Source organism: Burkholderia sp. AU32262, from assembly GCF_020419985.1.
Classification (GTDB): Bacteria; Pseudomonadota; Gammaproteobacteria; order Burkholderiales; family Burkholderiaceae; genus Burkholderia; species Burkholderia semiarida.
The window spans coordinates 14,522-37,602 of record NZ_JAIZRS010000038.1 but is presented as its reverse complement, the minus strand read 5'-3'; the positions used below and the strand labels follow the sequence as shown (position 1 = coordinate 37,602).

The 23,081-nt window shown below is 65.3% G+C and carries 22 protein-coding genes; 12 read left to right on the top strand and 10 right to left on the bottom strand.

Annotated elements, in window-relative coordinates:
• Position 1: 1 nt before the first annotated feature.
• Together LGN10_RS30780 and LGN10_RS30775 are read right to left on the bottom strand one after the other, a co-directional pair.
• On the bottom strand, positions 2-394 hold the full coding sequence (locus LGN10_RS30780; RefSeq protein ID WP_059577543.1) for a VOC family protein: 393 nt from the start codon (positions 392-394) through the stop codon (positions 2-4).
• Positions 391-1,341, bottom strand: a complete 951-nt coding sequence (locus LGN10_RS30775; RefSeq protein WP_089466208.1) for a ketopantoate reductase family protein — start codon at positions 1,339-1,341, stop codon at positions 391-393. The genes LGN10_RS30780 and LGN10_RS30775 overlap by 4 nt, the downstream gene beginning before the upstream one ends.
• 81 nt (positions 1,342-1,422) lie before the next feature.
• Between LGN10_RS30775 and LGN10_RS30770 the strand changes: the two genes are divergently transcribed.
• A complete protein-coding gene (locus LGN10_RS30770; protein ID WP_059577547.1) occupies positions 1,423-2,343 on the top strand; it encodes a LysR family transcriptional regulator in 921 nt (306 codons plus the stop codon).
• 119 nt (positions 2,344-2,462) lie between these two features.
• On the opposite strand, the gene LGN10_RS30765 is transcribed toward LGN10_RS30770, so the two are convergent.
• Together LGN10_RS30765 and LGN10_RS30760 are read right to left on the bottom strand one after the other, a co-directional pair.
• Positions 2,463-2,984: a DUF2867 domain-containing protein gene (locus LGN10_RS30765; RefSeq protein ID WP_089466207.1), complete on the bottom strand. Its 522-nt coding sequence runs from the start codon at positions 2,982-2,984 to the stop codon at positions 2,463-2,465.
• A gap of 148 nt (positions 2,985-3,132) precedes the next feature.
• Entirely contained in the window at positions 3,133-3,762 is a 630-nt protein-coding gene (locus LGN10_RS30760) for a TetR/AcrR family transcriptional regulator (RefSeq protein WP_060313847.1), read from the bottom strand.
• Positions 3,763-3,969: 207 nt separating this feature from the next.
• Here LGN10_RS30760 and LGN10_RS30755 point away from each other — a divergent pair, with 207 nt between their 5' ends.
• The 3 genes from LGN10_RS30755 (at position 3,970) to LGN10_RS30745 (ending at position 6,231) form a co-directional block, all read left to right on the top strand.
• The gene (locus LGN10_RS30755) at positions 3,970-5,073 is read left to right on the top strand and encodes an alpha/beta fold hydrolase (protein WP_226226036.1); all 1,104 of its coding nucleotides are present in this window, start codon (positions 3,970-3,972) and stop codon (positions 5,071-5,073) included.
• Positions 5,074-5,524: 451 nt separating this feature from the next.
• Positions 5,525-5,728: a cold-shock protein gene (locus LGN10_RS30750; protein WP_006485974.1), complete on the top strand. Its 204-nt coding sequence runs from the start codon at positions 5,525-5,527 to the stop codon at positions 5,726-5,728.
• Positions 5,729-6,006: 278 nt separating this feature from the next.
• Entirely contained in the window at positions 6,007-6,231 is a 225-nt protein-coding gene (locus LGN10_RS30745) for a hypothetical protein (protein WP_059577552.1), read from the top strand.
• 183 nt (positions 6,232-6,414) lie between these two features.
• On the opposite strand, the gene LGN10_RS30740 is transcribed toward LGN10_RS30745, so the two are convergent.
• Positions 6,415-7,335: a LysR family transcriptional regulator gene (locus LGN10_RS30740; protein ID WP_059577555.1), complete on the bottom strand. Its 921-nt coding sequence runs from the start codon at positions 7,333-7,335 to the stop codon at positions 6,415-6,417.
• Between the two features lie 96 nt (positions 7,336-7,431).
• On the opposite strand from LGN10_RS30740, the gene LGN10_RS30735 reads away from it, so the two are divergent.
• Together LGN10_RS30735 and LGN10_RS30730 are read left to right on the top strand one after the other, a co-directional pair.
• Positions 7,432-8,046 carry an NIPSNAP family protein gene (locus tag LGN10_RS30735; protein WP_060313842.1) on the top strand — a complete coding sequence of 205 codons (615 nt, stop codon included), beginning with the start codon at positions 7,432-7,434 and terminating at the stop codon, positions 8,044-8,046.
• Between the two features lie 475 nt (positions 8,047-8,521).
• Positions 8,522-9,727, top strand: a complete 1,206-nt coding sequence (locus tag LGN10_RS30730) for an MFS transporter (RefSeq protein ID WP_089466204.1) — start codon at positions 8,522-8,524, stop codon at positions 9,725-9,727.
• A gap of 8 nt (positions 9,728-9,735) precedes the next feature.
• On the opposite strand, the gene LGN10_RS30725 is transcribed toward LGN10_RS30730, so the two are convergent.
• Positions 9,736-10,629, bottom strand: a complete 894-nt coding sequence (locus LGN10_RS30725; protein ID WP_059577565.1) for a LysR substrate-binding domain-containing protein — start codon at positions 10,627-10,629, stop codon at positions 9,736-9,738.
• A 95-nt stretch (positions 10,630-10,724) separates the two neighbouring features.
• On the opposite strand from LGN10_RS30725, the gene LGN10_RS30720 reads away from it, so the two are divergent.
• From LGN10_RS30720 to fumC, 5 genes are all read left to right on the top strand, one after another.
• The gene (locus tag LGN10_RS30720) at positions 10,725-11,921 is read left to right on the top strand and encodes an MFS transporter (protein ID WP_124657520.1); all 1,197 of its coding nucleotides are present in this window, start codon (positions 10,725-10,727) and stop codon (positions 11,919-11,921) included.
• Between the two features lie 37 nt (positions 11,922-11,958).
• Positions 11,959-12,780, top strand: coding sequence for a hypothetical protein (locus tag LGN10_RS30715; RefSeq protein ID WP_124862431.1), 822 nt, complete (start codon positions 11,959-11,961; stop codon positions 12,778-12,780).
• Positions 12,781-12,906: 126 nt separating this feature from the next.
• Positions 12,907-14,136: a pyridoxal phosphate-dependent aminotransferase gene (locus tag LGN10_RS30710; RefSeq protein WP_226226031.1), complete on the top strand. Its 1,230-nt coding sequence runs from the start codon at positions 12,907-12,909 to the stop codon at positions 14,134-14,136.
• A 118-nt stretch (positions 14,137-14,254) separates the two neighbouring features.
• A complete protein-coding gene (locus tag LGN10_RS30705; RefSeq protein ID WP_059577576.1) occupies positions 14,255-15,085 on the top strand; it encodes a hypothetical protein in 831 nt (276 codons plus the stop codon).
• 161 nt (positions 15,086-15,246) lie between these two features.
• Entirely contained in the window at positions 15,247-16,632 is a 1,386-nt protein-coding gene (fumC, locus tag LGN10_RS30700) for a class II fumarate hydratase (RefSeq protein WP_059577580.1), read from the top strand.
• A 175-nt stretch (positions 16,633-16,807) separates the two neighbouring features.
• Here the strand turns inward: fumC and LGN10_RS30695 are convergent, their stop codons facing one another.
• On the bottom strand, positions 16,808-18,058 hold the full coding sequence (locus LGN10_RS30695; protein ID WP_226226030.1) for an ATP-grasp domain-containing protein: 1,251 nt from the start codon (positions 18,056-18,058) through the stop codon (positions 16,808-16,810).
• A gap of 28 nt (positions 18,059-18,086) precedes the next feature.
• Positions 18,087-19,031: a hypothetical protein gene (locus tag LGN10_RS30690; protein ID WP_226226029.1), complete on the bottom strand. Its 945-nt coding sequence runs from the start codon at positions 19,029-19,031 to the stop codon at positions 18,087-18,089.
• A 162-nt stretch (positions 19,032-19,193) separates the two neighbouring features.
• On the opposite strand from LGN10_RS30690, the gene LGN10_RS30685 reads away from it, so the two are divergent.
• Positions 19,194-20,069 carry a LysR family transcriptional regulator gene (locus tag LGN10_RS30685; RefSeq protein WP_226226028.1) on the top strand — a complete coding sequence of 292 codons (876 nt, stop codon included), beginning with the start codon at positions 19,194-19,196 and terminating at the stop codon, positions 20,067-20,069.
• An 18-nt stretch (positions 20,070-20,087) separates the two neighbouring features.
• On the opposite strand, the gene LGN10_RS30680 is transcribed toward LGN10_RS30685, so the two are convergent.
• Both LGN10_RS30680 and LGN10_RS30675 read right to left on the bottom strand, forming a co-directional pair.
• Positions 20,088-21,356, bottom strand: coding sequence for an ATP-grasp domain-containing protein (locus tag LGN10_RS30680; protein ID WP_059577592.1), 1,269 nt, complete (start codon positions 21,354-21,356; stop codon positions 20,088-20,090).
• Between the two features lie 55 nt (positions 21,357-21,411).
• Positions 21,412-22,866, bottom strand: a complete 1,455-nt coding sequence (locus tag LGN10_RS30675; RefSeq protein ID WP_226226027.1) for an MFS transporter — start codon at positions 22,864-22,866, stop codon at positions 21,412-21,414.
• Positions 22,867-23,081 lie beyond the last annotated feature (215 nt).

Below are 23,081 nucleotides of genomic sequence, written 5' to 3'. Positions count from 1 at the left end.
GTCATGCCTCCGCGCGCGGGTTGATCGCCAGCGCCTGCGCGACGCAGCAAGCCGGCCGGGCCTGAATCAGCTCGACGGCGAGCCCGTCGGGCAGGCGAATCCAGTTGCGCCCCTGCGGCATCTCGGTCACGTCGAACCGCCGCGCCGCGGCCAGCGCGGCCTCCAGGTCCTCGCACATCACGCCGAGATGGGCGAGCCGGCCTTCCGGGCCGTCATGTTCCGGCGCGTGGATGAACTGCAGGCCGCCGAGCGTCCAGTACTGCCGCGGTGCGTCGAGCGTGCCGTCCACTTCGCGCAGCGTCATGCCGAGGACTTCCTCGAAGAAACGGATGTGCCAGCGGATGTCCTTCACCCAGATCGCAACGTGTTCGAGATAGGCTTTCGTGGCGCTCATGCGGCTGCCTCCTCGCGTTGGCGATCGGCCATCGCGCGCTCCAGCCCCTTGATGCAGGCGACGAGCGTGGCATTGACCGGGGTCGGCACGCCGTGGCGCTGCCCGGCGCGCACGACCGAACCGTTGATGAAATCGATCTCGGTGATCGAGCCTTTCTCCAGACTTTGCAGCATCGAGGTCTTGAAGGCTGCCGGCAGCCCCTCGGCGGCGAGCGTCCACGCTTGTTCGGGATCGGTCATCGACAGCCTGACGCCGGCCGCCTGCGCCGCCGCAATGGCCTCGGCCACGGCCGCGAGCGACGTCGCCTTGAGCAGCGGCTCGTCGTAAAGCTGCCCGTAGGTGAGGCCGGTGAGGCCGGTCAGCGCGCCGGTCGCGACATTCACCAGCAGCTTGTCCCACATCGTGCCGACGATGTTGTCGCTGATCGTCGTCGCGAGGCCGGCGGTATCGAACGCGGCGGCGATCGCCTGCACGCGCGGCGTGATGCGTCCGTCGAGTTCACCGATGTAGGTGTGCTTGCCGATCACGCCGGATTCGATATGGCCCGGCCCGCGCAGCACGCCGCCGACGTAGGTCTTGCCCGCGAGCACGCGTTCGCGGCCGACGGCGTCGCTCAGGATGTCCTCGTGCCCGAGGCCGTTCTGCAGCGACAGCACGACGGTATCGGGCCCCACCAGCGACTGCGCGCCGCGGATGGCGGCATCGGTGTGAAACGACTTGACCAGGACCACCACCAGGTCGGCCACACCGACTTCGGCGGCCTGCGTCGTCGCATGGACGCGTACCAGGCGCGTGCCGCGGGCGTCGTCGACCCGCAGGCCGTCGCGACGCATCGCGTCGACGTGCGCGGGCGAACGGTCGATCAACCAGGTCTCGTGACCGCCTTCGGTGAGGGTGGCGCCGATCGCACAGCCCAGCGCGCCAGCACCCAGAATCGCAATTTTCAATGGTGTCTCCTTGACGTATGGCCTCACGATAGGAGCCGCCGCTCATGTCGACAATGCAATGGATACAATAGCGTCATTGCGATGGACAATAATGCGACGATGCCCGCCGATCTGCCGGACCTGAAGCTGCTTCAGCTATTCGATCTCCTGTACGACGTGCGCAGCGTCACGCGCGTCGCCGAGCAGCTCGGCCAGAGCCAGCCGACCGTCAGCATCTGGCTCGGGCACTTGCGCGAACACCTGCACGATCCGCTCTTCATCCGCACGCCCGGCGGCATGGCGCCGACACCGCAAGCCGACGCGCTGATCGGGCCATGCCGGGAAATCCTCGAATCGCTGCGACGCTTCACGGCGTGGGAGATCGCATTCGATCCGGCGACCGCGCAGCGACGCTTTCGCATCTGCATGACCGACGCGAGCCACGTGACGCTGCTGCCGCGGCTGCTGGCCCATGTCCGCGCGCAGGCGCCGGGCGTCCGGCTGGAAGCCGCACGGATCGACGGCAATACGGAGCGGGCGCTCGAATCCGGCGAAGCCGATCTCGCGATCGGCTACGTGCCGTGGCTTGGCGGTGGTATTTACCAGCAGAAGCTGTATGACCAGGACTGGATTTGTCTGGTGAACCGGCATCACCCGCGGATTCGCGGCCGGCTTGGGGTAAAGCAGTATCGTTCGGAGGGGCATGTCGCCATTACGGCGGGAACGGGGGCGCAACTGCTCGAACAGGCGCTGCGGCAGGCGCGCATCGAGCGGGACGTGGTGCTGGAATTGCCGGGCTTTCTGGGGTTGGGGGCGATCGTGCAGACGACCGACCTGATCACGACGCTACCGCGTCATATCGGCGAGACGCTGGCACAGGCCAACGATCTGGCGGTTCATGCGTGCCCGATTCCCGTCGAAGGCTTCGCGGTACGGCAGCACTGGCACGCGCGCTATCACCACGAGGCCGGCAACCGGTGGCTGCGCGGCGTCGTGATTCGACTGTTCGGTGCTTCGCATTGATCCGCGGCTTCGGCGTCGCGAGGGAGGCCGGTCGTTCAGACCACCGGCAAATGAAAACGCCGTGGCGATCGTCGATGTCGCCGTGACGGCGCCTGCGGCGGCGCCGGGCTTTCCGGCGGCTATCGGCGCGGCCATCCGAGCGCCTGCGCCTGGTCGAGCGAGGATCGCACGACGAGGCGATGGAAAGGCGCGATGACGCCGAGATAAACCCGGCCCAACGGACGATTGTAGAAAACGAGGGTGGTGAGCGTCAGTCGCCGGGGCAGGCCATCGGATGCGGGCTGCACGAGCACCGACACACGGAAATCGAGATGCGCGTCGTCCTCGCCCAGAATGATTTCGTCGTCGTGTCGTTCGAACACGCGAAAAATGCTGATTCGGTCGCCGTTCGCGGCTTTCAAATCGGCCGTTCCTTTCAGGCCGAACGGCCACACGATCAGGTCCCGGATGCGTAGCAGCGGCGCGATCCACTTGGGTTGCCCGGTAAAGATGTGTCGGGCGAGAGACGCCGCGTCGTTGCAGGCGGTGGCCGGCAAGGCCACCGAAAATGCGTCGGCGAAATCCGCCGAGCCGTATGAGCGGCTCAGCCTCGAGCGCGCCGGGAGGCCGACCTGTTCGGTTTTCTTCGAATGCGTCTGCATGCCAGTTTCCCCACCGTTCACGTTGCCCGGTTACCGCTGCGCCATTCGAGCGAACGCAGTCGACAGCATTCGCGGTATCTCGGCAACGGGCGATGCCCCGTGATCGGCGGAAGTCACGGACGACTCGTCACGGGAACATCGGGCCGGATCACGCGTCGGCAGCGCCCCACCTTTGGCCGCTGACCTCCGCCAGCGCGTCGAATACGGCCGGCGAGCGCTCCAGGCGGGCGATCGTACGGGCACCTTCGAGCGCGGCGACCAGCGCGGCCGCGGCTGACGATGCGCGTGCGGAAGCGAAACCGCACCCGCGGAAATGCGCCGCAATGACCTCGGTCGAATCGGCAAACCCACGCGCGACCCGCTGGGTGAGTTCGGCGTCGAGCGCGGGCAGTTCGTTCGCCAGGTTTTGCATCAGGCACCCGTACTGGAAATCGGTGGCGACCATTTCGGCGGCAAATGTGCTGAGGATCCGGCGAACAAAATTCAGCGCATGACCGGTCGTCTCAGCCGAGATGTTCCGCAAGACGGCAATTCGATTCGTGACGTAATGATCGATGGCTTCCTCCGCGAGTTGCGCCTTGCCGCGTGGGAAGTGGAAGTAGAACGATCCTTTGGGGGCGCCGCTTTCTTCGAGGATCTGGGTCAGTCCGGTCGCGGTGTAGCCCTGGATGCGAAACAGCCGTTCCGCCGTGGCAATCGCGCGAGCGCGAGCGTCAGTCTTGCGTGTCATGCGGCAAACGTACCACGTTTCGCTTGACCGGGCTATGGCGATCGCCATACTATGGTGATCACCATATTCCGGAGCGCCACGATGCCCGTCGACAACAGCAAGCCATCGGCGCCGCGACGAGCCGTCCTCGCGATGGGCGCGGCCGGCCTGGTTGCCGCGTGGCTTCGGCCTGCCCGCGCAAACCCGACAGGAGAAAGCGATTTGGCCATGCCGACCTACGCCGCAGGAACGCTTCCCAACGGGGTGCGCTCGCGCATGATTCACGGGGTGAACGGCCTCGATGTCCATATTCTCGAAGCCGGTCATGAAAGCGCCGGCCGGCCGCTCGCGCTGCTTCTGCACGGTTTTCCGGATCTGGCCTACGGCTGGCGGCATCTGATGCCCATCCTGGCCGACGCGGGATACCACGTCGTCGCACCCGACCAGCGGGGGTATGGACGCACCACCGGCTGGGCGAACGACTATGACGCCCCGCTCGGGCCCTTCGGCTTCCTGAACATGGCGCGCGACGCCCTCGGACTGGTTTCGGCGTTGGGGTATCGGCATACGTCGATGCTGGCAGGACACGACCTCGGCTCGCCCGTGGCCGCGTATTGTGCGCTGGCGCGGCCTGACGTCTTTCCGTCGGTGGTGCTGATGAGCGCACCGTTCCCCGGCCCGCCCGCGCTTCCGTTCGACACTGCGCGAAACGCGACATCGTCGGCTCGCCCGAACAGTGAAAGCGGGAAGCTGGCGGCGGCGCTTGCCGCGCTCGATCCGCCGAGAGCGTATTACCAGCAATACCTGAGCACACGGAACGCCAACCGGGACATGTGGCATCCACCCCAAGGTTTGTCCGCGTTTCTTCGTGCATTTTTCCATGTGAAGAGCGCCGACTGGCCGGGGAACAAGCCGCATCCGCTCAAGGCGCTCACCGCCGCGGAGCTTGCGCAAATGCCCACGTATTACGTGATGGATCTCGGCAAGACGATGCCGGAAACCGTCGCGCCATTCCAGCCGTCCGCCGCGGAAGCCCTTGCCTGCAAGTGGCTGACCGACGCGGAGCTGGGCGTGTACACGGCGGAGTACGGCCGCACCGGGTTTCAGGGTGCGCTTCAGGCTTATCGTGTACTGTCGGATCCCGACCTGAACGCGGAGTTGCGCCTGTTTTCGGGCAGAACGATCGACGTTCCGTCGCTCTTCATTGGCGGCAAGCGCGATTGGGGCACCTATTCGGCGCCGGGCGCGCTCGATCTGATGCGTACGAAGGCGGCGACGAGCATGCGCGGCATCGAACTGATCGACGGCGCAGGTCACTGGATCCAGCAGGAGCAACCGGAGAAACTCGGCGAACGCCTGCTCGCGTTCGCGAAGGAGTGAAGCAGGCGGGCGGTGCTGGTTCAGGGCTGACAGCAGCTTCCGGCTGCCTTCGATTGGGGCGTCGCGCTCCGATGAGTCGAGCCGCATGCGCGCGACGATCGAAGCACGCTCTGGACCGAGAACGTTCCTCGTCCAATCTTATGGACTACTTCGGATCTCGTCATGGCGACTCGGGGTCGGAGCGCTTCTCTTTCGACGCTGGCCCATGCGCGAGGCGACGTAGTGCATCTCCCGGTCTCGTCCTCCAAGCGACTATCCGGTACACAGTTACAAGATAACGATTGACGTGGCGGTTGCTGGCCGTTAGTGTATGCACCGAAGTCCAAGAAGTCCGATTGCTGTTCATCAATTGCTCGCTCCTCCCGGCGGTATTCGTTGTCCTCTCCCTCCTTGACGCTTCAAGCGCTCTTCAACAGAGCAAATTTTCGTATTTTTTTCTCAAGGAATCTTCATGGATACCGGTATCGTCAAGTGGTTCAACGACAGCAAAGGCTTTGGCTTCATTACTCCGGACAACGGCGGTGACGACCTGTTCGCGCACTTCTCCGAAATCCGCGCCGACGGCTTCAAGACGCTGGCTGAAAACCAAAAAGTGAGCTTCGAAACGAAGCAAGGCCCGAAGGGTCTGCAAGCGGCCAACATCAAGCCGCTGTAAAGTTTGAAGGGCCCGGCCTTCCGCGACGGACGCCGGGTCGCAGCGACATCCCCACGGAGCTTCGTCTCCTCAAGTTGGCGCGATTGCCTGCAACTGCATCGATTGGGGTAGCAGCTTGCCAAGCGCCACACGTCTCGTTGCACTTCATTCCCCTCCGGCCGCAACGCCTTATTTCCGCTTTCCGACTGCGTCAGATTCGGTCCGCAATGGCTTTTGAATCGGCGTACCCGTGTGCCGGTCGCACGGCCCGCACGCACTCGAACATCATTAAAATTAAAATGCACGACAAACGAATTCAACAATACAACGGCTATGCCGTCCAACCCTCGACGCATCGCTTGCCCGACGGGAGCTTTTCATCCAACCTGCTGCTCGAACGCGTCGACAGCATGCACGACGAAGGCCGCTACCAGTTCTATTCGCTCGATTACTTCGCGAGCGAGGCACAGGCGCTCGCGCATTCGGCACGCTGGGCACGCCACTGGGTCGATACGCGCGGCTAAGGGCAACGCCCGGCAGACGCGAGCGGCGGCGCGATCCGATTCGAACACCATCGCCTCGGCGCTATTGCCTCGCGGGCCGGTGTGGATCAACGCTCGCGGTGGGCGAGAACGGAAACGCACATCGGATCGAAATCGCGAGGTGCCGATGCAATACGGCGCCTTTCGCGATTGGCCGCGGCCGGATCAGATTCCGTGGACCGTTTCGGCGCCGAATCGGTCCACCACGAATTCAGTAAAGCTACGAAGCTTCGGTGATTGCTGCCTCTCTTGCAGATAAAGCAGATTCATCGACCTTTCGGGGGCGGCGAAGTCCGGCATGATCTCGATGAGGCGCTTGTCGCGAATGTCCTCGCGTATCAACATGGAAGGAAGCATCGCAATACCCAGCCCTCTCAATGCCGCCCGGCGTAACGCTTCCGCATTGTCGATTTTCAGTCTGCCGTCCACGGCGACGCTCATCGGCCCATCCGGACCTTCCAGCATCCATTGAGTTTGTGCCGCGTGCCACGCCGACCGAGGCGGATACGCGTACGTCAGGCAGTGATGTTCGCCAAGCGCGTTCGGCGTGGTGGGCGCGCCATGTGCGTGAACGTAAGCGGGCGACGCGCACAGCACCAGCCGATAGGACGCCAACGGACGCGCCACGACATCGGGGTTGGCGATCGCGCCGATGCGAATGGCTGCCTCGAAACCTTCGTCGAACAGATCGGCGAGCGAGTCGGTGGCGACGATATCGAGCTTGATCTCCGGGTAGCGCTGGTAATAGTCCGCGAGCGCGGGAATCAGGCACTCGTTCGTAAACACGACGGGCGCGGTCACGCGCAAACGCCCGCGTGGCTGCTGGAGATGATCGAGCGCGAGCCGTTCCGTGTCGTCGACCAGACCGAGGATTTCGACGCATCGCTCGTAGTAAGCGTGGCCGAACGCGCTGACTTTCTGCTTGCGGGTCGTGCGGTGAACGAGGACCGCGCCGAGCCGGGTTTCCAAGGCCTGTAGGTAATTGCCGACCATGGTCGGCGACAGACCGGACGCTTGCGCGGCCGCTGTCAGGCTACCCGTTTCCACGATGCGGACGAATACGGCCATCGCCTTGAGGAGATCCATTGCGCAATGGTACTGGATTCTGTTTCAAGGTGATGCGCGTTTATCGGCCATCGCTTTGGAAATACATTGCGACATGCAAGCGAAAGGAGGGCAGAAATGCTGTACGAACTCACGACGTTGTCGTGTCCGCTGCTGGACCAGGATACGGTGTCCCGCCGTGCGCATCGGTGGGTATCGAATGCCGACGCGCAAGGAAGGCTGCTTGGCGCATGGCGCACGGAAATTGGCGAGCTATCGCGGATCGTCGTGTTGCGCGGCTTCGGGACGAGGGATGAATTGCAGCATGAACGCGATCGGGCATTGCATGCCGAGCGACCTTTCGGGATTGAAAGCGCATCCGTTCGATTGGACATGGAAAGCTATGCGCTGTTTCCTTTTCTACCCGACATCGAACCGGGCGCATTGGGCGGCTTCTACGAGATTCGCCGCTACTGGCTGAAAGCCGGCGGAATTGCGCCGACCCTTTCCGCGTGGGAACGTGCGGTGGGCCCGGCCAAAGCCTATACGTCGCATCTCGTTTGCAACATGTATGCGCTCGATGGGCCGCCGCGCATCACGCACATCTGGGGATTCCCGAGTCTGGAAGCACGCATGGCGTTGCGAAAGCAACACTATGCAGCGGGCCTGTGGCCGCCGGCAGGGGGGCCGGAGCAGATCGAAAGGGCGACGTCGACGATCGGCCTGCCGGAGGCGTGGTCGCCGTTGCGTTGAAGGCGCCGTGGGTGCCAGATGCGGTAAGCAATGCCAAGCGATATCCGCGGAGACGGCATCGAGAAGCCATGTTGCGACGCGCCGGACGAAACGCTGCAACGGAAACCGCTTCAACTCGTCCTTTCACATCTCTTCCTTGATCACGCCCGTCATCGCGATGACGTTCATGCGTTGCGCTCGCAAACATGCGTTGCACCGCCCGCGCTGGATGTCGCGTGTTTTCAGTGCGCCAAATCGGTCATCGGCCTATTCAGCATGTGCGCATCGATAAATCGCTCGACCATGACCACGACCATGCGTCCGGCGAATTGTCGGCGGGATGCCAGAATGTCGTCCTGGTCTATCATTCACGATTTGCCACGCGCGGTCGGTCACAGTGCGCGATCAGCGAGTACTTCGATATCAGGTCGCTGTTCAAGCCGTTGACCAGGAGTGGCGGCGAACCGCAACCGACAGTCGGCACACCATCACCGAAATGAGCGATTTGAAACACGCAGTCTCTCTCGAGACCCCGAATGGCCCCGATTCCTCCCGTCGCCGCTCGCTGATCGCCGCTTGCGGCGCACACGCCGTGCACGACGGGTTGACCGACGTCATTTACGTGCTGCTGCCGATCTGGCAGGCGCAGTTCGCGATCAATTACGCGCAGATCGGCTTGTTGCGCGGGCTCTATTCCGGCGTGATGGCGGGTTTTCAGTTGCTCGCCAGCCGGGCAGCGCGGCGCTGGGGCCGGGAGCGCTTGCTGGTGGCCGGGACGGCCCTCGCGGGCATGGCCTACCTGATCGCGGGGCAGGCCGGCGGGCTGACGGTACTGCTGATCGCGCTGGTACTGGGCGGACTGGGCGCCAGCACGCAGCATCCGCTCGCATCGTCGATGGTCACCGATTCCTACGAGGCGGGCGGAGGCGTGAAGGAGGCGCTGGCTCAATACAACTTCTCCGGCGACATCGGCAAGACGCTGATACCCGGCCTGATCGGCCTGCTGTTGACGGTCGTGACGTGGCGAACCGGCGCCACGCTGATCGGCGTGCTGGGCGTGGTTTCAGCGGGCCTGCTGTGGTGGCTGATTCCGTCGAGCGACTCGTCGCGGGCGGCGCGCGACAAGACGCCGAAAACGCCCGCGGGCAGCGGTTCGGCCGGCGGCTTGCACGCGCTGCTCGCGACCGGCACCCTCGACAGTGCCGTGCGGATGGGCTTTCTGACGTTCCTGCCGTTCCTCCTCAAAAGCAAAGGGGCCGGCACTGCCGGTATCGGTCTCGCGCTGACGTTGCTGTTCGTGGGCGGCGCGTTCGGCAAGCTGTTCTGCGGCTATCTGGGCGCGCGCATCGGGATGATGAAGACGGTGTGGCTCACGGAGTCCGCCACGTCGCTGTTGATCGTGCTCGCCGTGTTCTCGCCGCTCTTCGCGATGATGGCGATGCTCCCGCTGCTTGGATTGGCGCTGAACGGAACATCGTCCGTGCTCTACGGTGTCGTGCCGGAGCTGGCCGGCGTCGGCAAGCGCGAGCAGGCGTTCGCGTTGTTCTATACGGGCACGATCGGCGGCGGCGCGCTGTCGCCGGTTCTGTTCGGCCGTCTGGGCGACGTCGCGGGCGTCCCGACCGCGCTGCTGGCGCTGGCCTCGGTCCTGCTGCTGACACTGCCGTTATCGTGGTACGTGCAGAAGGGTCTGGAAGCATAGCGCCTGTCCTAGCCGGCTGCGACCGACCTCGCGAACTCGATGAACTGCTCGACGCAGGTTGACGAAAACGGTTCGGACCACGTGACGACCAATTCGAGAACATGCGGCGTCGCCAGCGGCACGTAAGCGACACCCGAGCGTTGCAACGTCGACGTGAAGCTGGGCACGATGGCGACGCCGCGTTCCGCTGCCACCAGCGACACCAGCGTCGTGATCTGCGACGCGGTAGGCCCGATCCGCGGCGCAACGCCCTCGCGGGCGCACAGATCGTCGAGCGCCGCGTTCAGCGCGGAACCGTAGCCCGCGGGGAACGTGACGAAGTTCTCGTTGACGAGTTCACGGAACTCGATCGTCGCCTTGCCCGCGTATCGACTCTGGGCCGGAACCGCGGCGACGAGCGGCTCGATCGACACGACGAGGGACCCGATGCGCGCTTCCGACGTCTTTGCCGCGGCCCAACCGAATCCGACGTCCAGCGTGCCGGCGGCGATCTGCTGGCGTTGACTCGCGGTCGATACTTCCCGAAACGCCAACTCGACTTCCGGCATGCTGCGGCTCGCATGGCGGATGATGTCCGAAAACGCGTCGGACATCGGAATGGAGCTCGCATAGCCGATCACGACACGGCCGACCATGCCTTGCGCCATCTTGCGCGCCGTTGCCTCCGCCTCGTCGACGGCATGAATGACGCTCCTCGCGTGTTCGAGAAACAGCGCGCCTGCCGGCGTGAGCTGGACCGCGCGCGTCGATCGTTCGAACAGCCGGATACCGAGGTCGGTTTCCAGCGCGGCGATATGGCGCGTCAAAGGCGGCTGGGCAATACGCAAACGCAACGCCGCGCGTCCGAAGTGCAATTCGTCGGCGACGGTCACGAAATAGCGGAGGCGGCGTAGGTCGAGCATTTTTGTCGTTTCGGTATCAATGACCACGAAAACAGTATTGGCGCGCGTGTCGCCCACTCGTCAGACTGTCACACAAACCAGACAGGGCGTCACCAGTGGGCAACAGAACCATTCGATCCGCATTTTTCCTGTGCGGGTTTGCGGCTTTTCTCAATCTTTATTCGACTCAGGGCATCCTGCACGAACTTGCCGCGGCATTTGACGTGAGCCCGGAACAAGCCGGCCAGGGCGTCAGCGCCACCACCTTGGCGGTCGCCATTATCGCTCCGTTCGTCGGCGCGCTGGCCGCCCGCTTCGATCGCCGAACGGTCATTTCGTGCGCCGCCGTCGCGTGTGCGCTTCCCGTTCTCTGGTCTGCGCACGCGGCGAGCTTTTCATCGTTCCTCGCCGCCCGCTTTGCCGCGGGCGTGCTGATGCCGTTCATCTTCGCGATCTCGATCGCGTGCATCGGCGAGGTCTTCAGCCACGACGCGGCGACGGAGGTCAGTGCGCTCTTCGTCGCCGGCACGACACTCGGCGGATTCGCCGGGCGTTTCGTGACGAATAGCCTGACGTCCGCGTTCGGCTGGCGCCACGCGCTCGACGTCATCGCGTTCCTGTGTCTGGCAACGGGCCTCGCGATTCATGCGTGCCTGCCGGCGGCCGGCGCCGCGCGTCCGGACGACGAAGGCGCGTCGGCATCTCGCTGGACGCTCTTGACGCGCGGCCCGCTGCTCGCGTCGTTCCTGGTCGGCGCATGCGTGCTCGCGTCGCAGGTCGCGACGTTCACCTTCGTCGGACTGCGGCTGGCCCGTGCGCCATTTGGCTTCAATACGGTCGAGATCGGCGCGATCTATGCGGTATTTCTCGTCGCGGTCGTCGTCACGCCGCTCGCGGGCCGCGTCGCGGCGCAACGCGGCCCGCGCGATCTCGCCCTTGCGGCGACCGGGCTCGCGATCGTCGGTGCATTGCTGACGCTGTCGAGCAGCGTCATCGCGATCCTGGCCGGCCTCGCGCTCAGTTCCACCGCGGTGTTCGTCGAGCAGGCGTCGGCCAACGCGTTCATCTCGCGGGTGGCGCGGGGTGCAAGATCGACGGCGATCGGCATTTACCTTTCCTTCTATTACTTCGGCGGGAGTCTCGGCTCGGTCCTGCCCGTTCCCGCGTGGAATCGCTGGGGCTGGGTGGGCTGCGTCGCATTCGTCGTCGGTGCACAGGCGCTCGCAGGCGCGCTCGTGTTTTTCTTCTGGCGCGGGATGCCTCCCGCCAGCGCAGGCAGACCGCGCTCACCCGAAGTGCGGCTGACCCGGTAGTTCGCTTCAAATCACATCTAGAACCGGAGAGAAAAGGATGGAAACGTTTCAATCGCAAGCGGGGTTGCTCGATATCGTCACGCCTGTGCTTAACGGGATGAAAGGCGGCGTCCTGAAGGAGGCGCTCGTTGCGGCCTTCTCGGCCGAGGAGGAGGCGCTTCGGGACATCGAAGGTGCATTCCGCCGGTTGACGGAGCGCGGCTATTCGGCGCCGGCTCTTCGCACCTTTTTCGCCAGCTGGTCGAAGACCAACAATTCCGCGGCGAGCGTCTCCGGCCTTGCAAACCGGATCACGCTGCTGGCGCGCTCCGACGCCGGTTCGGCGGCGTCGAACCAGCTTCATGACGTATGCGCGAGCCTGCAGCGCATCACCGACGAGGATCTCGGCGCGCTGGGCGGCGTGCTCCATGCCGATCTCTTCTATACGATGGCGACGGCTGCGTGCGGTGACGACACGTGGCTGCTGAAGTCCGCTTGCCTTCCGTCCGCGCAGGCATTCAAGGACTGGACGGATCGTCAGCGGCTGAAGGAACGGGATATCCTCCTCGGCCTGCTTACCACGCTGGTTCACGAGGTTTACACGCACGGTGAAGTCGAGTTCATCCACGACCTCTACAAATCCTGGTTCCACACGCACGTCGGCATTCCGGCCGATCGCGTGCGCCACATCGTCGCGTGGGTCACCGTGCATACCGGCGGGACCGAGAGCAATCACTTCGGGCACGCCGTACAGGCGGTCAACGCGTTCGCCGACGCAATGCAGGTAACGATCGACGCATCGGCTGCGATGACGCTGTTCCAGGACTACCTGCGTCGCAAGGCGACCGTCATGCGCGAGTGCGCGCAAGCGCTCGTCTGACGCAGTGCGGGGTCGGCCCAGGTGCCGACCTGCCGGGTTCAGTTCGCATAACTGATTAATAAGGCGAAGCCCACGACCGGCTCGCCTTGCCGTGGCTCCATTTCATTGGTTTTCGCCTACGACGACATGAATACACGCGACATCCCGCAAATCGAGTTGCCGTTGTCGGACCGTGCGCGCAGCGTTACCGCACCGGGCACGTCGAGCATGCGCAGCAAAGCAAACGCATTGAAGGACCGTGGCGTCAAGGTCATCAATTTCGCTGCCGGAGAACTTTCTTTCGATGCATGCCCGCCCATGAAGGCGGGCGCGATCGATGCGGTGGAAAGCAGGCGCAATCGTTATACGCCGCCGATCGGATTGCCCCAACTCCGAGAAAAGCTCGCGGAAAGCGTGAGCCGGCGATGCGGGGCGATGTTCACGGCAGACGAGATCGCCGTCACGGCGGGCGCGAAGCAGGCGCTCTTCAATGCGTCGATGGTCCTGCTGAACCCCGGTGACGAAGTGATCGTTCCGACTCCCTATTGGGAGACCTTTCCGACCCAGATCCGGCTCGCCGGTGCGACGGCCGTCTGCGTCGACACGCAGGCCGATCAGTACCGACTGACCTGGCGTTCGGTCGAGGGCGCGCTGACGGACAGAACCCGAATGATCGTGATCAACACGCCCAACAACCCGACGGGAACGGTCTATCAGCGCGAGCAGTTGCTTGGAATTGCAAAGCTCGCGTTCGACCGCCAAATCTGGGTGGTGTTCGACGAGTGCTATCGGCATCTCGTCAGGCATCCGCACGAGCATCACAACATCCTGTCGCTTTTCGAGCCGCTCAGGCGACAGACGGTCCTCGTCGACTCGTTTTCGAAAAGCCAGGCCGTGACTGGCTGGCGCGTCGGCTACGCGTGTGCGCCGGCGCACGTGATAGCCGCGATGCATAATCTGCAGGGGCATACGACGTCGAATCCCAGTAGCCTGTCGCAGTACGCGGCGCTGAGCACGATCACGTCCGGTTCCGACGCATTCATCGCGGAGATCAACCGGTTCCTCGAGCAGCAACTGACCACGGCACGCACGTTTCTGGACCGGATCGCGGGCGTCGCCTATGCCCCGCCGGAAGGCGCGTTCTACCTGTTCGTCGATGTCTCGGAAAAGTTGGGCCGCCATTACCGCGGGCAGCGGATCCGCGACGTCGACCATCTCGCCGAACTGCTATTGACGGAAGCGCACGTCGCTGTCGTTCCGGGCGCCGGCTGCGGCAATGCAAACTGCATCCGGATCTCCTATGCAATCGAACATGAAGAATTGATCGAGGGCCTGCTTCGCCTCGGCCGGTTCGTGGCGGAGATCGACGTCGATTGAACCCGACGGTTGGCGCCGCCACACGGCCCGATCGGCTTGTCGAGTAGCGCCGACATTGGGGGCGCCGATCGTGCAAGCCTCATCACGATCGACACATTCATCAATCGAGGAGGAAGACATGGAGCATTCGACGCACGCTTTCATCGATTACGTCAACGACGCACTGATCGACGTGGAGGACAGGCGGCTCGTCGACGCGCTGCTGACCGGCTTCGAAAATAATCGCGACAGGTTGCGCGAATACCGGAAGACCTATGAAGGCATCACGTCGGGAAAATGGACCACCGACTCGCTTTGTACCTTTTTTTGCGGATGGCGCAGCCCGGATGGCGCCGCCCATGCCGTATCGAGCATCATCGTGCGTCTCCTGCAGGAATCCGAGTCGCTCGATGGCGAACGGAACAAGGTGAAGATGCTGACAGCCGCGCGACACTGCGGCGAGATCATCGTCGAGGATATCGGCCTCGGCGAGCTGCACGGACATCCACACCATTCGAAGCTGTATCACCGGATGGCAACCGCCATCTGCGGTTCGGACAACTGGCGCCTGCAGGACCGGTTTCTCGATCCCGTCACGAAGGAATTCTCTGCATGGGTCGGACAGAAGCGCCCGCTCGCACCGGACCTGATCGAGGCCATCGAGATGATGGCGATGACCGAGCTGTTCAATACGGGCGAATACAACCTGATGACGCCGATGTGGAAGAAATGGATACGCGAGTCCTTCTCGGTCACGGCGACCGAGGTCAACCGGATCGCATCGTTTCTGAGCGTGCATTGCGGAAGCGTCGAAGCGCGGCATTTCAGGCACGCGGCCGACGCGCTGACGCTTTATGCGGAAGCGTCGAACCAGGAGATCAACTATCGCCGTATCGGCATGCTGTCCGACGAGTACGTGATCCGGGCATGCGAGCACCTTGGAAAGATGGCATCGGTGCTCCGCGCGTAACGGGCCAGGGAAACGAGCCGGCGGGCCGCATCCCGGCGCGATAGGCGAGGCCGGAGCGGGAAGCCGCCAGGGCCTGCCGGCGAATGCATTCGAATCCTGCTTCGCCAGATGAATGAGTCCAACGCTCGCCGCGGCGAGCGACTGAATCGAGGTCAACAAACATGCGTATCGAATCGGATTCGATGGGTTCCATCCAGGTCCCGTCGGAAAAATACTGGGGTGCACAAACCGAGCGTTCCATCATGAATTTCCCGATCGGCCAATCCCGCTTCAAGTGGGGAAGATCGATCATCCATGCAATGGGCATCCTGAAGAAGGCCGCAGCGCTGGCGAATCTCAAGCTCGGCGAATTGCCGGAGGCGATCGCCATCCCGATCTCGGAGGCGGCGGACGAAGTGATCTCCGGGGCGCTCGACGATCATTTTCCGCTGGTGGTGTTTCAGACGGGCTCGGGCACGCAGTCGAACATGAATGTCAACGAGGTCATCTCCAATCGCGCAATCGAAATGAAGGGCGGGGTGCTCGGCAGCAAGACGCCGATTCATCCGAACGATCACGTCAATCGCGGCCAGTCGTCGAACGACACGTTTCCGACTGCGATGTATATCGCGGTCGTCACGGAACTGTTCGACACGTTGTTTCCGAGCGTGATGGCATTGCGCGATACGTTGCTGGAGAAATCCGAGCGGTATTTCGACGTCGTGAAGGTCGGGCGCACGCACTTGCAGGACGCGACGCCGATCACGTTCGGGCAGGAGATCGGCGGCTGGGTGAAGCAGATCGACTATTCGCTCGCGTCGATTCGGACCAACCTGACTGGGCTGTACGATCTCGCGATCGGCGGCACGGCCGTGGGCACGGGGCTGAACGCGCATCCGCTGTTTGGTGACACGTGCGCGGCCATCATCGGTGAACTCACGGGGCATCCGTTCCGGTCGTCGGCCAACAAGTTCTTTGCGTTGTCCGCGCACGACGCGCTCGTCAGCACGTCCGCGGCGATCCGAACGCTCGCGATGGCACTGCTGAAGATCGCCAACGATGTTCGCTGGCTGGCAAGCGGGCCGCGCTGCGGGATCGGCGAGATTCATATTCCCGAGAACGAGCCAGGCTCGTCGATCATGCCGGGGAAGGTCAATCCGACGCAATGCGAAGCGCTCACGATGGTTTGCACGCAGGTATTCGGCAACGATGCGACCGTCGCATTCGCCGGGAGCCAGGGAAATTTCCAGCTCAACGTGTACAAACCGGTGATGGTCCACAACGTGCTGGAGAGCATCACGCTGCTCGCCGACGCGTGTCGCGCGTTCAACGTGCATTGCGCGGTCGGCATCGAGCCCAATCTGCAGCAGATGGACGAGAACCTCGAAAAGAATCTGATGCTGGTCACCGCGCTCAATCGTCACATCGGCTACGACAACGCAGCGATCGTCGCGAAGACGGCTCACCGCGAAGGGAAATCGCTGAGGGAAGTCGCGAATGCGCTGGGATTCGTCGCACCGGAGGATTTCGACCGATACGTCGTGCCGCTCGACATGACGCGATCCTGAAAGGGTATCGACGAGGGGACCGATCGCTGTTTGCTCTATGTCGAGGCCGGTTCGGACGAGGGCATGATTCACGGCCGTACGAGCCGCGATGCCTCGGCATCGATGGAATCGTCGATCTGGTGCCGGGCACGCGATGAACGGCCACAATCGTTCTGGAGAGGGCCTGGCGCATGCGTCAGGCCATTTCTCCAGTTGAAGGCTTCAAATCAGGAGAGGGAGCTGTCGCCAGCGTCGGCTCCACGACGGCGCCGTGCTGAGCCGTCGAGCCAGCGTCGTCCTCAGCACCGCGTACCGCCGGCAACGCAACCCGCACATAAATAAACGCGCACCGTTCGCGATCGGGCAGCACTTGCGGCCCGTAGCTGATCCTTACCGCCCCGTCGTCGATCTCGCCGGCCTGCGCGAAGCGCCACGTACCGGGATCGCTGTCGAGCAGGAATTCGGCGCGCGCATACGCGTGCGGCTCGAACAGCTCGGGAATCGTCACCGTTTTTCCGTCGAGCCTGTCGAGCAATGCTTCGACCACGTTGAAGCCGTAGCCGTCGCGCACGATGTCGCAGATGAAGCTGCCCGCGATGCGCGGATTCAGTTCGATCACGTGCGGCACGCCGTCGTGCACGATGCAGTCGAGATGCACGGGCCCCCACGTGAGCCCGGCGGCGGCGGTCGCGCGCGTGCCGACGTCGATCAGCGCGCGCAGCGTGTTGGCGTCGAGATCGAGTTCGGACGTATACCCGCGTTCGAGAAAACCCGCGCCATGCCGCTTGAGCTTGCGCAGCGCGCCGACGTAGCGGCCGTCGAAATACTCGACGCAGTATTCGCTGCCCTCCAGGAATTCCTCGATGACGATGCGCTCGGTCGCAAGCGATCGTGCATCGGCCTGCACGGCGGCGAGCGCATCGAGCTGCGCGCGCACGGCGGCGATGTCCTCGCAGCGGCGCACGCCGTCGCTCGCGGAGCCTTCCGACGGCTTGACGACGACCGGGAACCGCAACGGGGCGGCGGCCGCCGCGAGCGCCGCCGGCGCGGCCGGCGTACCCGACACGAACTGCGCGGCCGGGATGCCGTGCGCGGCGAGCAACGCCTTCTGGTTCGACTTCGACACCGCGTGCGCGACGTGCCGCGCATCAGGGCCGGGCAGCCCGAGCGCATCGGCGACCCACGCGGCGGTGCGCGCATAGGTGTCGTGCGCGGTCGTCACGCGCAGCGTGTCGAGTTGGTCCGGAAAGCGCGTGCGCAGCCAACCGGCGAGCTGGTCGGCGTCGGGCGCGAGGTTGACCGTCTCGACGCCCGCGGGAAACACGCCGTCGAGACGATGGCCGGGCGCGGTGACGACGGTCACGGCCACCTGGCGCGCGAGGGCGGCGCGCACCAGCGCGACGCTGCTGCCGGTGGCGCGTGCACCGATCACGATGAGTCGCTTCATGGTGAATCCTTGATCGAGGACGGGAGAGCTAGCGTGCGCGCCGGCGCAGGCGCTGCGCTTCGAGGCGCGGCAGCAGATGCTGAACGACGCGCGGCAACGTATAGATCGGCAACTGCGCGCACGCGAACACGAGCGCCATGGTCGGCGTGGCGGCCAGTCCCAGCGCGGCCCACATCAGCCCGACGTTGCGATTGGCGACGATCAGTGCGACGTTCAGGCGCGTGCGGACATCGCCGGGCGTGAGCCCGTACGCGACGATCTGGAAACCGGCGTTGACGGCGAATGCGAGCGCGATCGCGGCCAGTGCGCGGTGCGGTGCGTCGATGATCGACTGCTGCATGCCGGCCATCGTGCCGAGCGCGAAGATCAGCAGCGCGACGACGACGGTCGCGTCGATCGGCGTCGCATGGCGCGCGAGCCGCGCGCCGGCAAGGCGCCGCACGAGCAGCGCGACGCCCTCGGCGCTGCCGATCAGCAGCGCGAGCCGCAGCGCGAGGCTCGACGGCGAGATCGACACCGAGGCGTCGTGGCTGAACCAGGCCGTCAGCAGCGGCGCGGTCAGCGGTACGAACACCATCGACGCGAGGGTCGCGACGAGGGCGACACTGGCGTCGAGCGACAGCATGCGCGCAATCGTCGACGTGCCGCTCGACGGCGGCGCGCAGTACGCGATCACCAGCGCGACGACCCAGTCGTACGGCAAACCCGCGAGCCGCGCGGCGACGCCGAGCGCGATCGGGCACGCGATCATCGTCAGCGCGGGCAGCAGCAGCGACACGGCGGGGCGCCGCGCGACCGCGCGCACGGCGCTCGGCTCGACGCGCAGCAGCGTGCCGAGCACGAACAGGAACACGGTAACGGGCATCAGCGGCCGCGCGAGCGCCGCGAGCGGCGGCACCAGCAGCCCGAGGCCGACGCCGCACGCGAGCACGGTCGGGCCGCGCCGCACCAGCGCGGCAATCAGTGCGCGCACGGACGAACCTCGGGCCAGCGGCGAACGGGAGTGAAGCCGAAGCGGGCAGCGAATGGCATGCGGATTCCTCGGAAGGGGCCAGCACGGAATACGCGCTAGGCTAATCCGGATGGTGGGCGAAGTAAAATGATATAAACTGAATCGGTAACAAGAGAAACTGATATGAACATCCCATTGCTCGAAACTTTCCGGGCCGTCGTGCAGGAAGGCAGCGCGTTGCGCGCGGCCGAACGGCTCGGCTGCACGCAGTCGAACGTCACGGCGCGGCTGCGTCAGCTCGAGGAATCGCTCGACGCACCGCTGTTCGACCGCCATGGCAAGCGGCTGGTGCTGAACGATGCCGGGCGCCGGCTGATGCCGTATTGCGACCGCATCCTGCGTCTCGTCGACGAAGCGACGCAGGTGGTGCGCGAAACGCCGGTTGCCCGTAGCTTCCGGCTCGGATCGATGGAAAGCACGGCCGCCACGCGGCTGCCTGCGCTGGCCGCCGCGCTGAAGGAGCGCGACCCGGCGCTCGGCCTCGCGGTGCAGATCGGCAGCGAGCCCGATCTGGCGGATGCGCTGCTGCGCGGCCGGATCGACGCGGCGCTCACCGCACGCGCGGTCGTGCGGCCCGGGCTGCGTTACGAGCCCGCGTTCGCGGAGGACATGGTGCTGGTGAGCGCCGCGACCGTCACGCGCCGGCAACTGCTGGCCGACAACGCGGTGCGCCTGCTCGCGTTTCACGACGGCTGCCCGTACCGCGCGGTCGCGGAGCACTGGCTGAAGGCGCGCGGTGTCGCGATTGAATCGGTGTCGTCGTTCGGCACGTTCGGCGCGATCCTCGGCTGCGTGGCGGCCGGGATGGGCGTCGCGATCCTGCCGAAGCGGATCACGACCGAGCACGTGGCGCGCAAGGAACTGCGCGCGCATGCATTCGACGATCTCGACAGCGTGACGACCTACCTCGTCACGCCCGAAGAAACGCCCGCGCTGCCGGAACTCGACGCGTTGCGTGCGGTGCTCGGCCGGCAGGCCGGTGCGCTGCTCGCGCGCTGACACTGGCACGCCGCGACCCTAGACCGGCGCGACCGCGCCTTCGTCCGCGAAGAAATCGGCCTCGATTTCGCGAATCCGCCGACAATCCTCGAGCAGCCGTTCGAAGGTCGGGCTGTACAGGCCGACCGTGCCGAGCGCCGTTTGCAGGTCGGTGGTCACGCGCAGCGTGTCGCCGACCTTGATCCACTGCTTGAGCCCGACGAACGACGGCAACGCCTGGATCGCCTGCCACGTGAAATCCTGCCGCAGCACGCCGTTGCGCGACGACAGCAGCAGCACGTGACCGCAGTACCCGCGAAAATCCGTCGGCGCGGCGACGTCGCCGAACAGCCGCTCCGGATGCAGCACTGCTTCGACGGTGGCCGATACGTGATTCTCGCCGCTGACCGCGCTCGTCAGCCGCGGATCGAGACTGCCGTGCAGCCGCGCGTTCAGCTCGACGATGGTCGGGCCGTCGGCCGTATCGAACAGCTCGAGGTGGGTCGGCCCGAAGCGCACGTCCAGCGCATCGAGCACGTCGGCCGCGTAGTCGAGCAGCGGTGCGTAGCGCGGGTCGGCATGGTTCAGCACCAGCATCTTGTCGAGCCGCGGCGCGTGCGTGCGGTCGCGATGCACTTCCCACAGGCTGACCACGCGATGGCGGCCTTCGAACGACACCGAATCGACGATGTATTCCTGCCCCTCGGAATAGCTTTGGATCACGATGTCGTCGTTCGGCTGGTTGTACAGCGAACGGGTGTTCAGCACGTCGCGCGCGGCGGCCTCGACCTGCTCGAGCGTCCGGCAGATCTTCACGCCGGCCACGCCCGCGCTGCGCGCCGGCTTCACGACGAGCGGCAGCGTGCGCTGCGCGCGCGCCCAATCGAGCGCTTCATCGACCGACGTGCTGTGGAAGTGCGCCGGCGCGCGCAGCCCGGCCTGGCGAATGCGTTCGTTCATCGCGAACTTGTCGCGTCGCGCGGCGGAGGTGGCGAGCGGGTTGCGATACGGCACGTCGAGCCGCTCGGCCAGCGTGTCGGCCAGCTCGAGCGCCGCGTCGAGGCCATGCAGCACCGCGCCGATCCGCAGGTCGCCCAGTTGCGCGAGCGTCGCGTCGATGTCGCCGCGATGCTGGACCTGCCGGATGTAGTCGGACGGCACGAACTGGTCGCGGTAGATGGCCGGCAGATCGGGGTCGCTGATCACGTGCGCGCAACGGATGCCGTATGCGCGAAACGCGGGGGCCAGGTAGGCGGCGGTCGACGCGCCGTCGACGATCAGGACGGTATCGATGAAGCGATGCTGCATGGATTCCTCTCGCTCGGATGGAAAATCGGTTGAAGGAGTGCGTGCGGCAAGGTGCTCAGGCCCGCGTGCCGGTATCGCGGGCGTCGCGAGGCCAGCGCACGGCCAGCACGACGCAGAGTGCGACGAGCACGGCCGCGATGGCGAACGCGCGCGCCGCGCCGGCCACGATCGCCGCGCCCTGGCCGGCGACCAGTGCGCCGAGCGCCGCGACGCCGATCGCGGCGCCCACCTGGCGCGCGGTATTGAGGATCGCGGACGCGGTGGCCGAGCGGCCGGCCTCGACGCTGCCGAGCATCGTCGACGTCAGCGCGGGAATCGCGATGCCGCCGCCGATCGCCATCGCCGCGAGCCCCGGCGCCAGCAGCGCGTACGGCGTGTGCGCGGCGAGCGTCTGCCACAGCCACACGTAACCGGCCAGCGATACGGCGAGGCCGACGATGACGGTCGCGCGAAACCCGTGGCGGACCGCGAGCCGCGCGCTCGCGATGTTGGCGAGCATGATGATCGTGAGCGGCGCGAGCGCGAGCCCCGATTCGGTTGCCGTGAAGCCGCGCGCGTTCTGGAAATAGAGGCTGAGCGAGAAGATCAGCCCGTAGAACGCTGCATTCGTGATCGCGCCGATCGCGAGCACGCCCGGCACGCGCGCGATCCGGAAGAATGCGAGTTGCAGCATCGGCGCGGCCACGCGCCGTTCGATCGCGATGAACGACGCGCCGAGCGCGACCGACGCGATCAGCGCGCCGGCCGCGTAAGGGTCGCCGATCCCGTGCGCCCCGGCCCGGATGATGCCGCCCGTCAGCAGCCCGAGCACGAGCACCGCGACGAACTGGCCGACCGGATCGAACAGCCGCGTGCGCGCGGCGGCCGAATCCCGCACATGGCGCAGCGTGAGCCACAGCCCGAACGCGCAGATCGGCAGGTTGATGAAGAAGATCGCGCGCCATCCGAGCGAATCGATCAGCAGGCCGCCGAGCGTCGGCCCGGCCGCGCTGATCGCACCGCCCGTCGCGCTCCACCACGCGACGGCTTTCACGCGTGCGGCGGCATCGTTGGCGCACACATGCGTGATGAGCGCGAGCGACGTGGGCAGGATCATCGCGGCGCCGACGCCTTGCGCGACCCGCGCGGCAACCAGCGCCGCCAGCGACGGCGCGAGCGCGCAGCCGAGCGACGCGAGCAGGAACAGCGCAAGGCCGTACGCGAACAGCCGGCGGCTGCCGAAGCGGTCGGCCAGCGTGCCCGACGTCAGCAGCAGCGCGGCGAACGACAGCGTGTAAGCATCGACGATCCACTGCAGCCCGTGGACGCTCGATCCGAACGCATGGCCGAGGCTCGGAATCGCGACGTTGACGACGGTCACGTCGAGCTGGACGATCGCGAAGCCGAGGCTCGCGGCCGCGACGGTCGGGAAGATGGCGCGCAGCGACGTGCGCGGCGAACCGGCGGCGGTGGTGGCGGTGGCGGTCAGCGCGCGGTCGACGCGGTCGAGCGCCGGGGCACGGTCGCTCATCGCGGCTCCCGGTGCGTGCGGGACGTGTGGATGGTGCGGGACGGCAGGCGGTATCGATTCATCTGGCAGGTTTCCGTATGGCGCATCAAGGGAGCCGGCTGCCCGTCGGGCGCCAGCCGCGGCGTCGAATCCGACAGAAAACTAGCATCGACCCATTGGCGAATACAAATAATAAGCAACGATTTTTTAACAAGTATTCGTGTTAAGGGTCGGCG

Bases quoted from the DNA above. Each gene is read 5' to 3' on its own strand.
- LGN10_RS30780 (WP_059577543.1), bottom strand. From the start codon at position 394: ATGAGCGCCACGAAAGCCTATCTCGAACACGTTGCGATCTGGGTGAAG.
- LGN10_RS30770 (WP_059577547.1), top strand. From the start codon at position 1,423: ATGGACAATAATGCGACGATGCCCGCCGATCTGCCGGACCTGAAGCTG.
- LGN10_RS30765 (WP_089466207.1), bottom strand. From the start codon at position 2,984: ATGCAGACGCATTCGAAGAAAACCGAACAGGTCGGCCTCCCGGCGCGC.
- LGN10_RS30760 (WP_060313847.1), bottom strand. From the start codon at position 3,762: ATGGCGATCGCCATAGCCCGGTCAAGCGAAACGTGGTACGTTTGCCGC.
- LGN10_RS30755 (WP_226226036.1), top strand. From the start codon at position 3,970: ATGATTCACGGGGTGAACGGCCTCGATGTCCATATTCTCGAAGCCGGT.
- LGN10_RS30750 (WP_006485974.1), top strand. From the start codon at position 5,525: ATGGATACCGGTATCGTCAAGTGGTTCAACGACAGCAAAGGCTTTGGC.
- LGN10_RS30745 (WP_059577552.1), top strand. From the start codon at position 6,007: ATGCACGACAAACGAATTCAACAATACAACGGCTATGCCGTCCAACCC.
- LGN10_RS30740 (WP_059577555.1), bottom strand. From the start codon at position 7,335: ATGGATCTCCTCAAGGCGATGGCCGTATTCGTCCGCATCGTGGAAACG.
- LGN10_RS30735 (WP_060313842.1), top strand. From the start codon at position 7,432: ATGCTGTACGAACTCACGACGTTGTCGTGTCCGCTGCTGGACCAGGAT.
- LGN10_RS30730 (WP_089466204.1), top strand. From the start codon at position 8,522: ATGAGCGATTTGAAACACGCAGTCTCTCTCGAGACCCCGAATGGCCCC.
- LGN10_RS30725 (WP_059577565.1), bottom strand. From the start codon at position 10,629: ATGCTCGACCTACGCCGCCTCCGCTATTTCGTGACCGTCGCCGACGAA.
- LGN10_RS30715 (WP_124862431.1), top strand. From the start codon at position 11,959: ATGGAAACGTTTCAATCGCAAGCGGGGTTGCTCGATATCGTCACGCCT.
- LGN10_RS30710 (WP_226226031.1), top strand. From the start codon at position 12,907: ATGAATACACGCGACATCCCGCAAATCGAGTTGCCGTTGTCGGACCGT.
- LGN10_RS30705 (WP_059577576.1), top strand. From the start codon at position 14,255: ATGGAGCATTCGACGCACGCTTTCATCGATTACGTCAACGACGCACTG.
- fumC (WP_059577580.1), top strand. From the start codon at position 15,247: ATGCGTATCGAATCGGATTCGATGGGTTCCATCCAGGTCCCGTCGGAA.
- LGN10_RS30695 (WP_226226030.1), bottom strand. From the start codon at position 18,058: ATGAAGCGACTCATCGTGATCGGTGCACGCGCCACCGGCAGCAGCGTC.
- LGN10_RS30685 (WP_226226028.1), top strand. From the start codon at position 19,194: ATGAACATCCCATTGCTCGAAACTTTCCGGGCCGTCGTGCAGGAAGGC.
- LGN10_RS30680 (WP_059577592.1), bottom strand. From the start codon at position 21,356: ATGCAGCATCGCTTCATCGATACCGTCCTGATCGTCGACGGCGCGTCG.
- LGN10_RS30675 (WP_226226027.1), bottom strand. From the start codon at position 22,866: ATGAGCGACCGTGCCCCGGCGCTCGACCGCGTCGACCGCGCGCTGACC.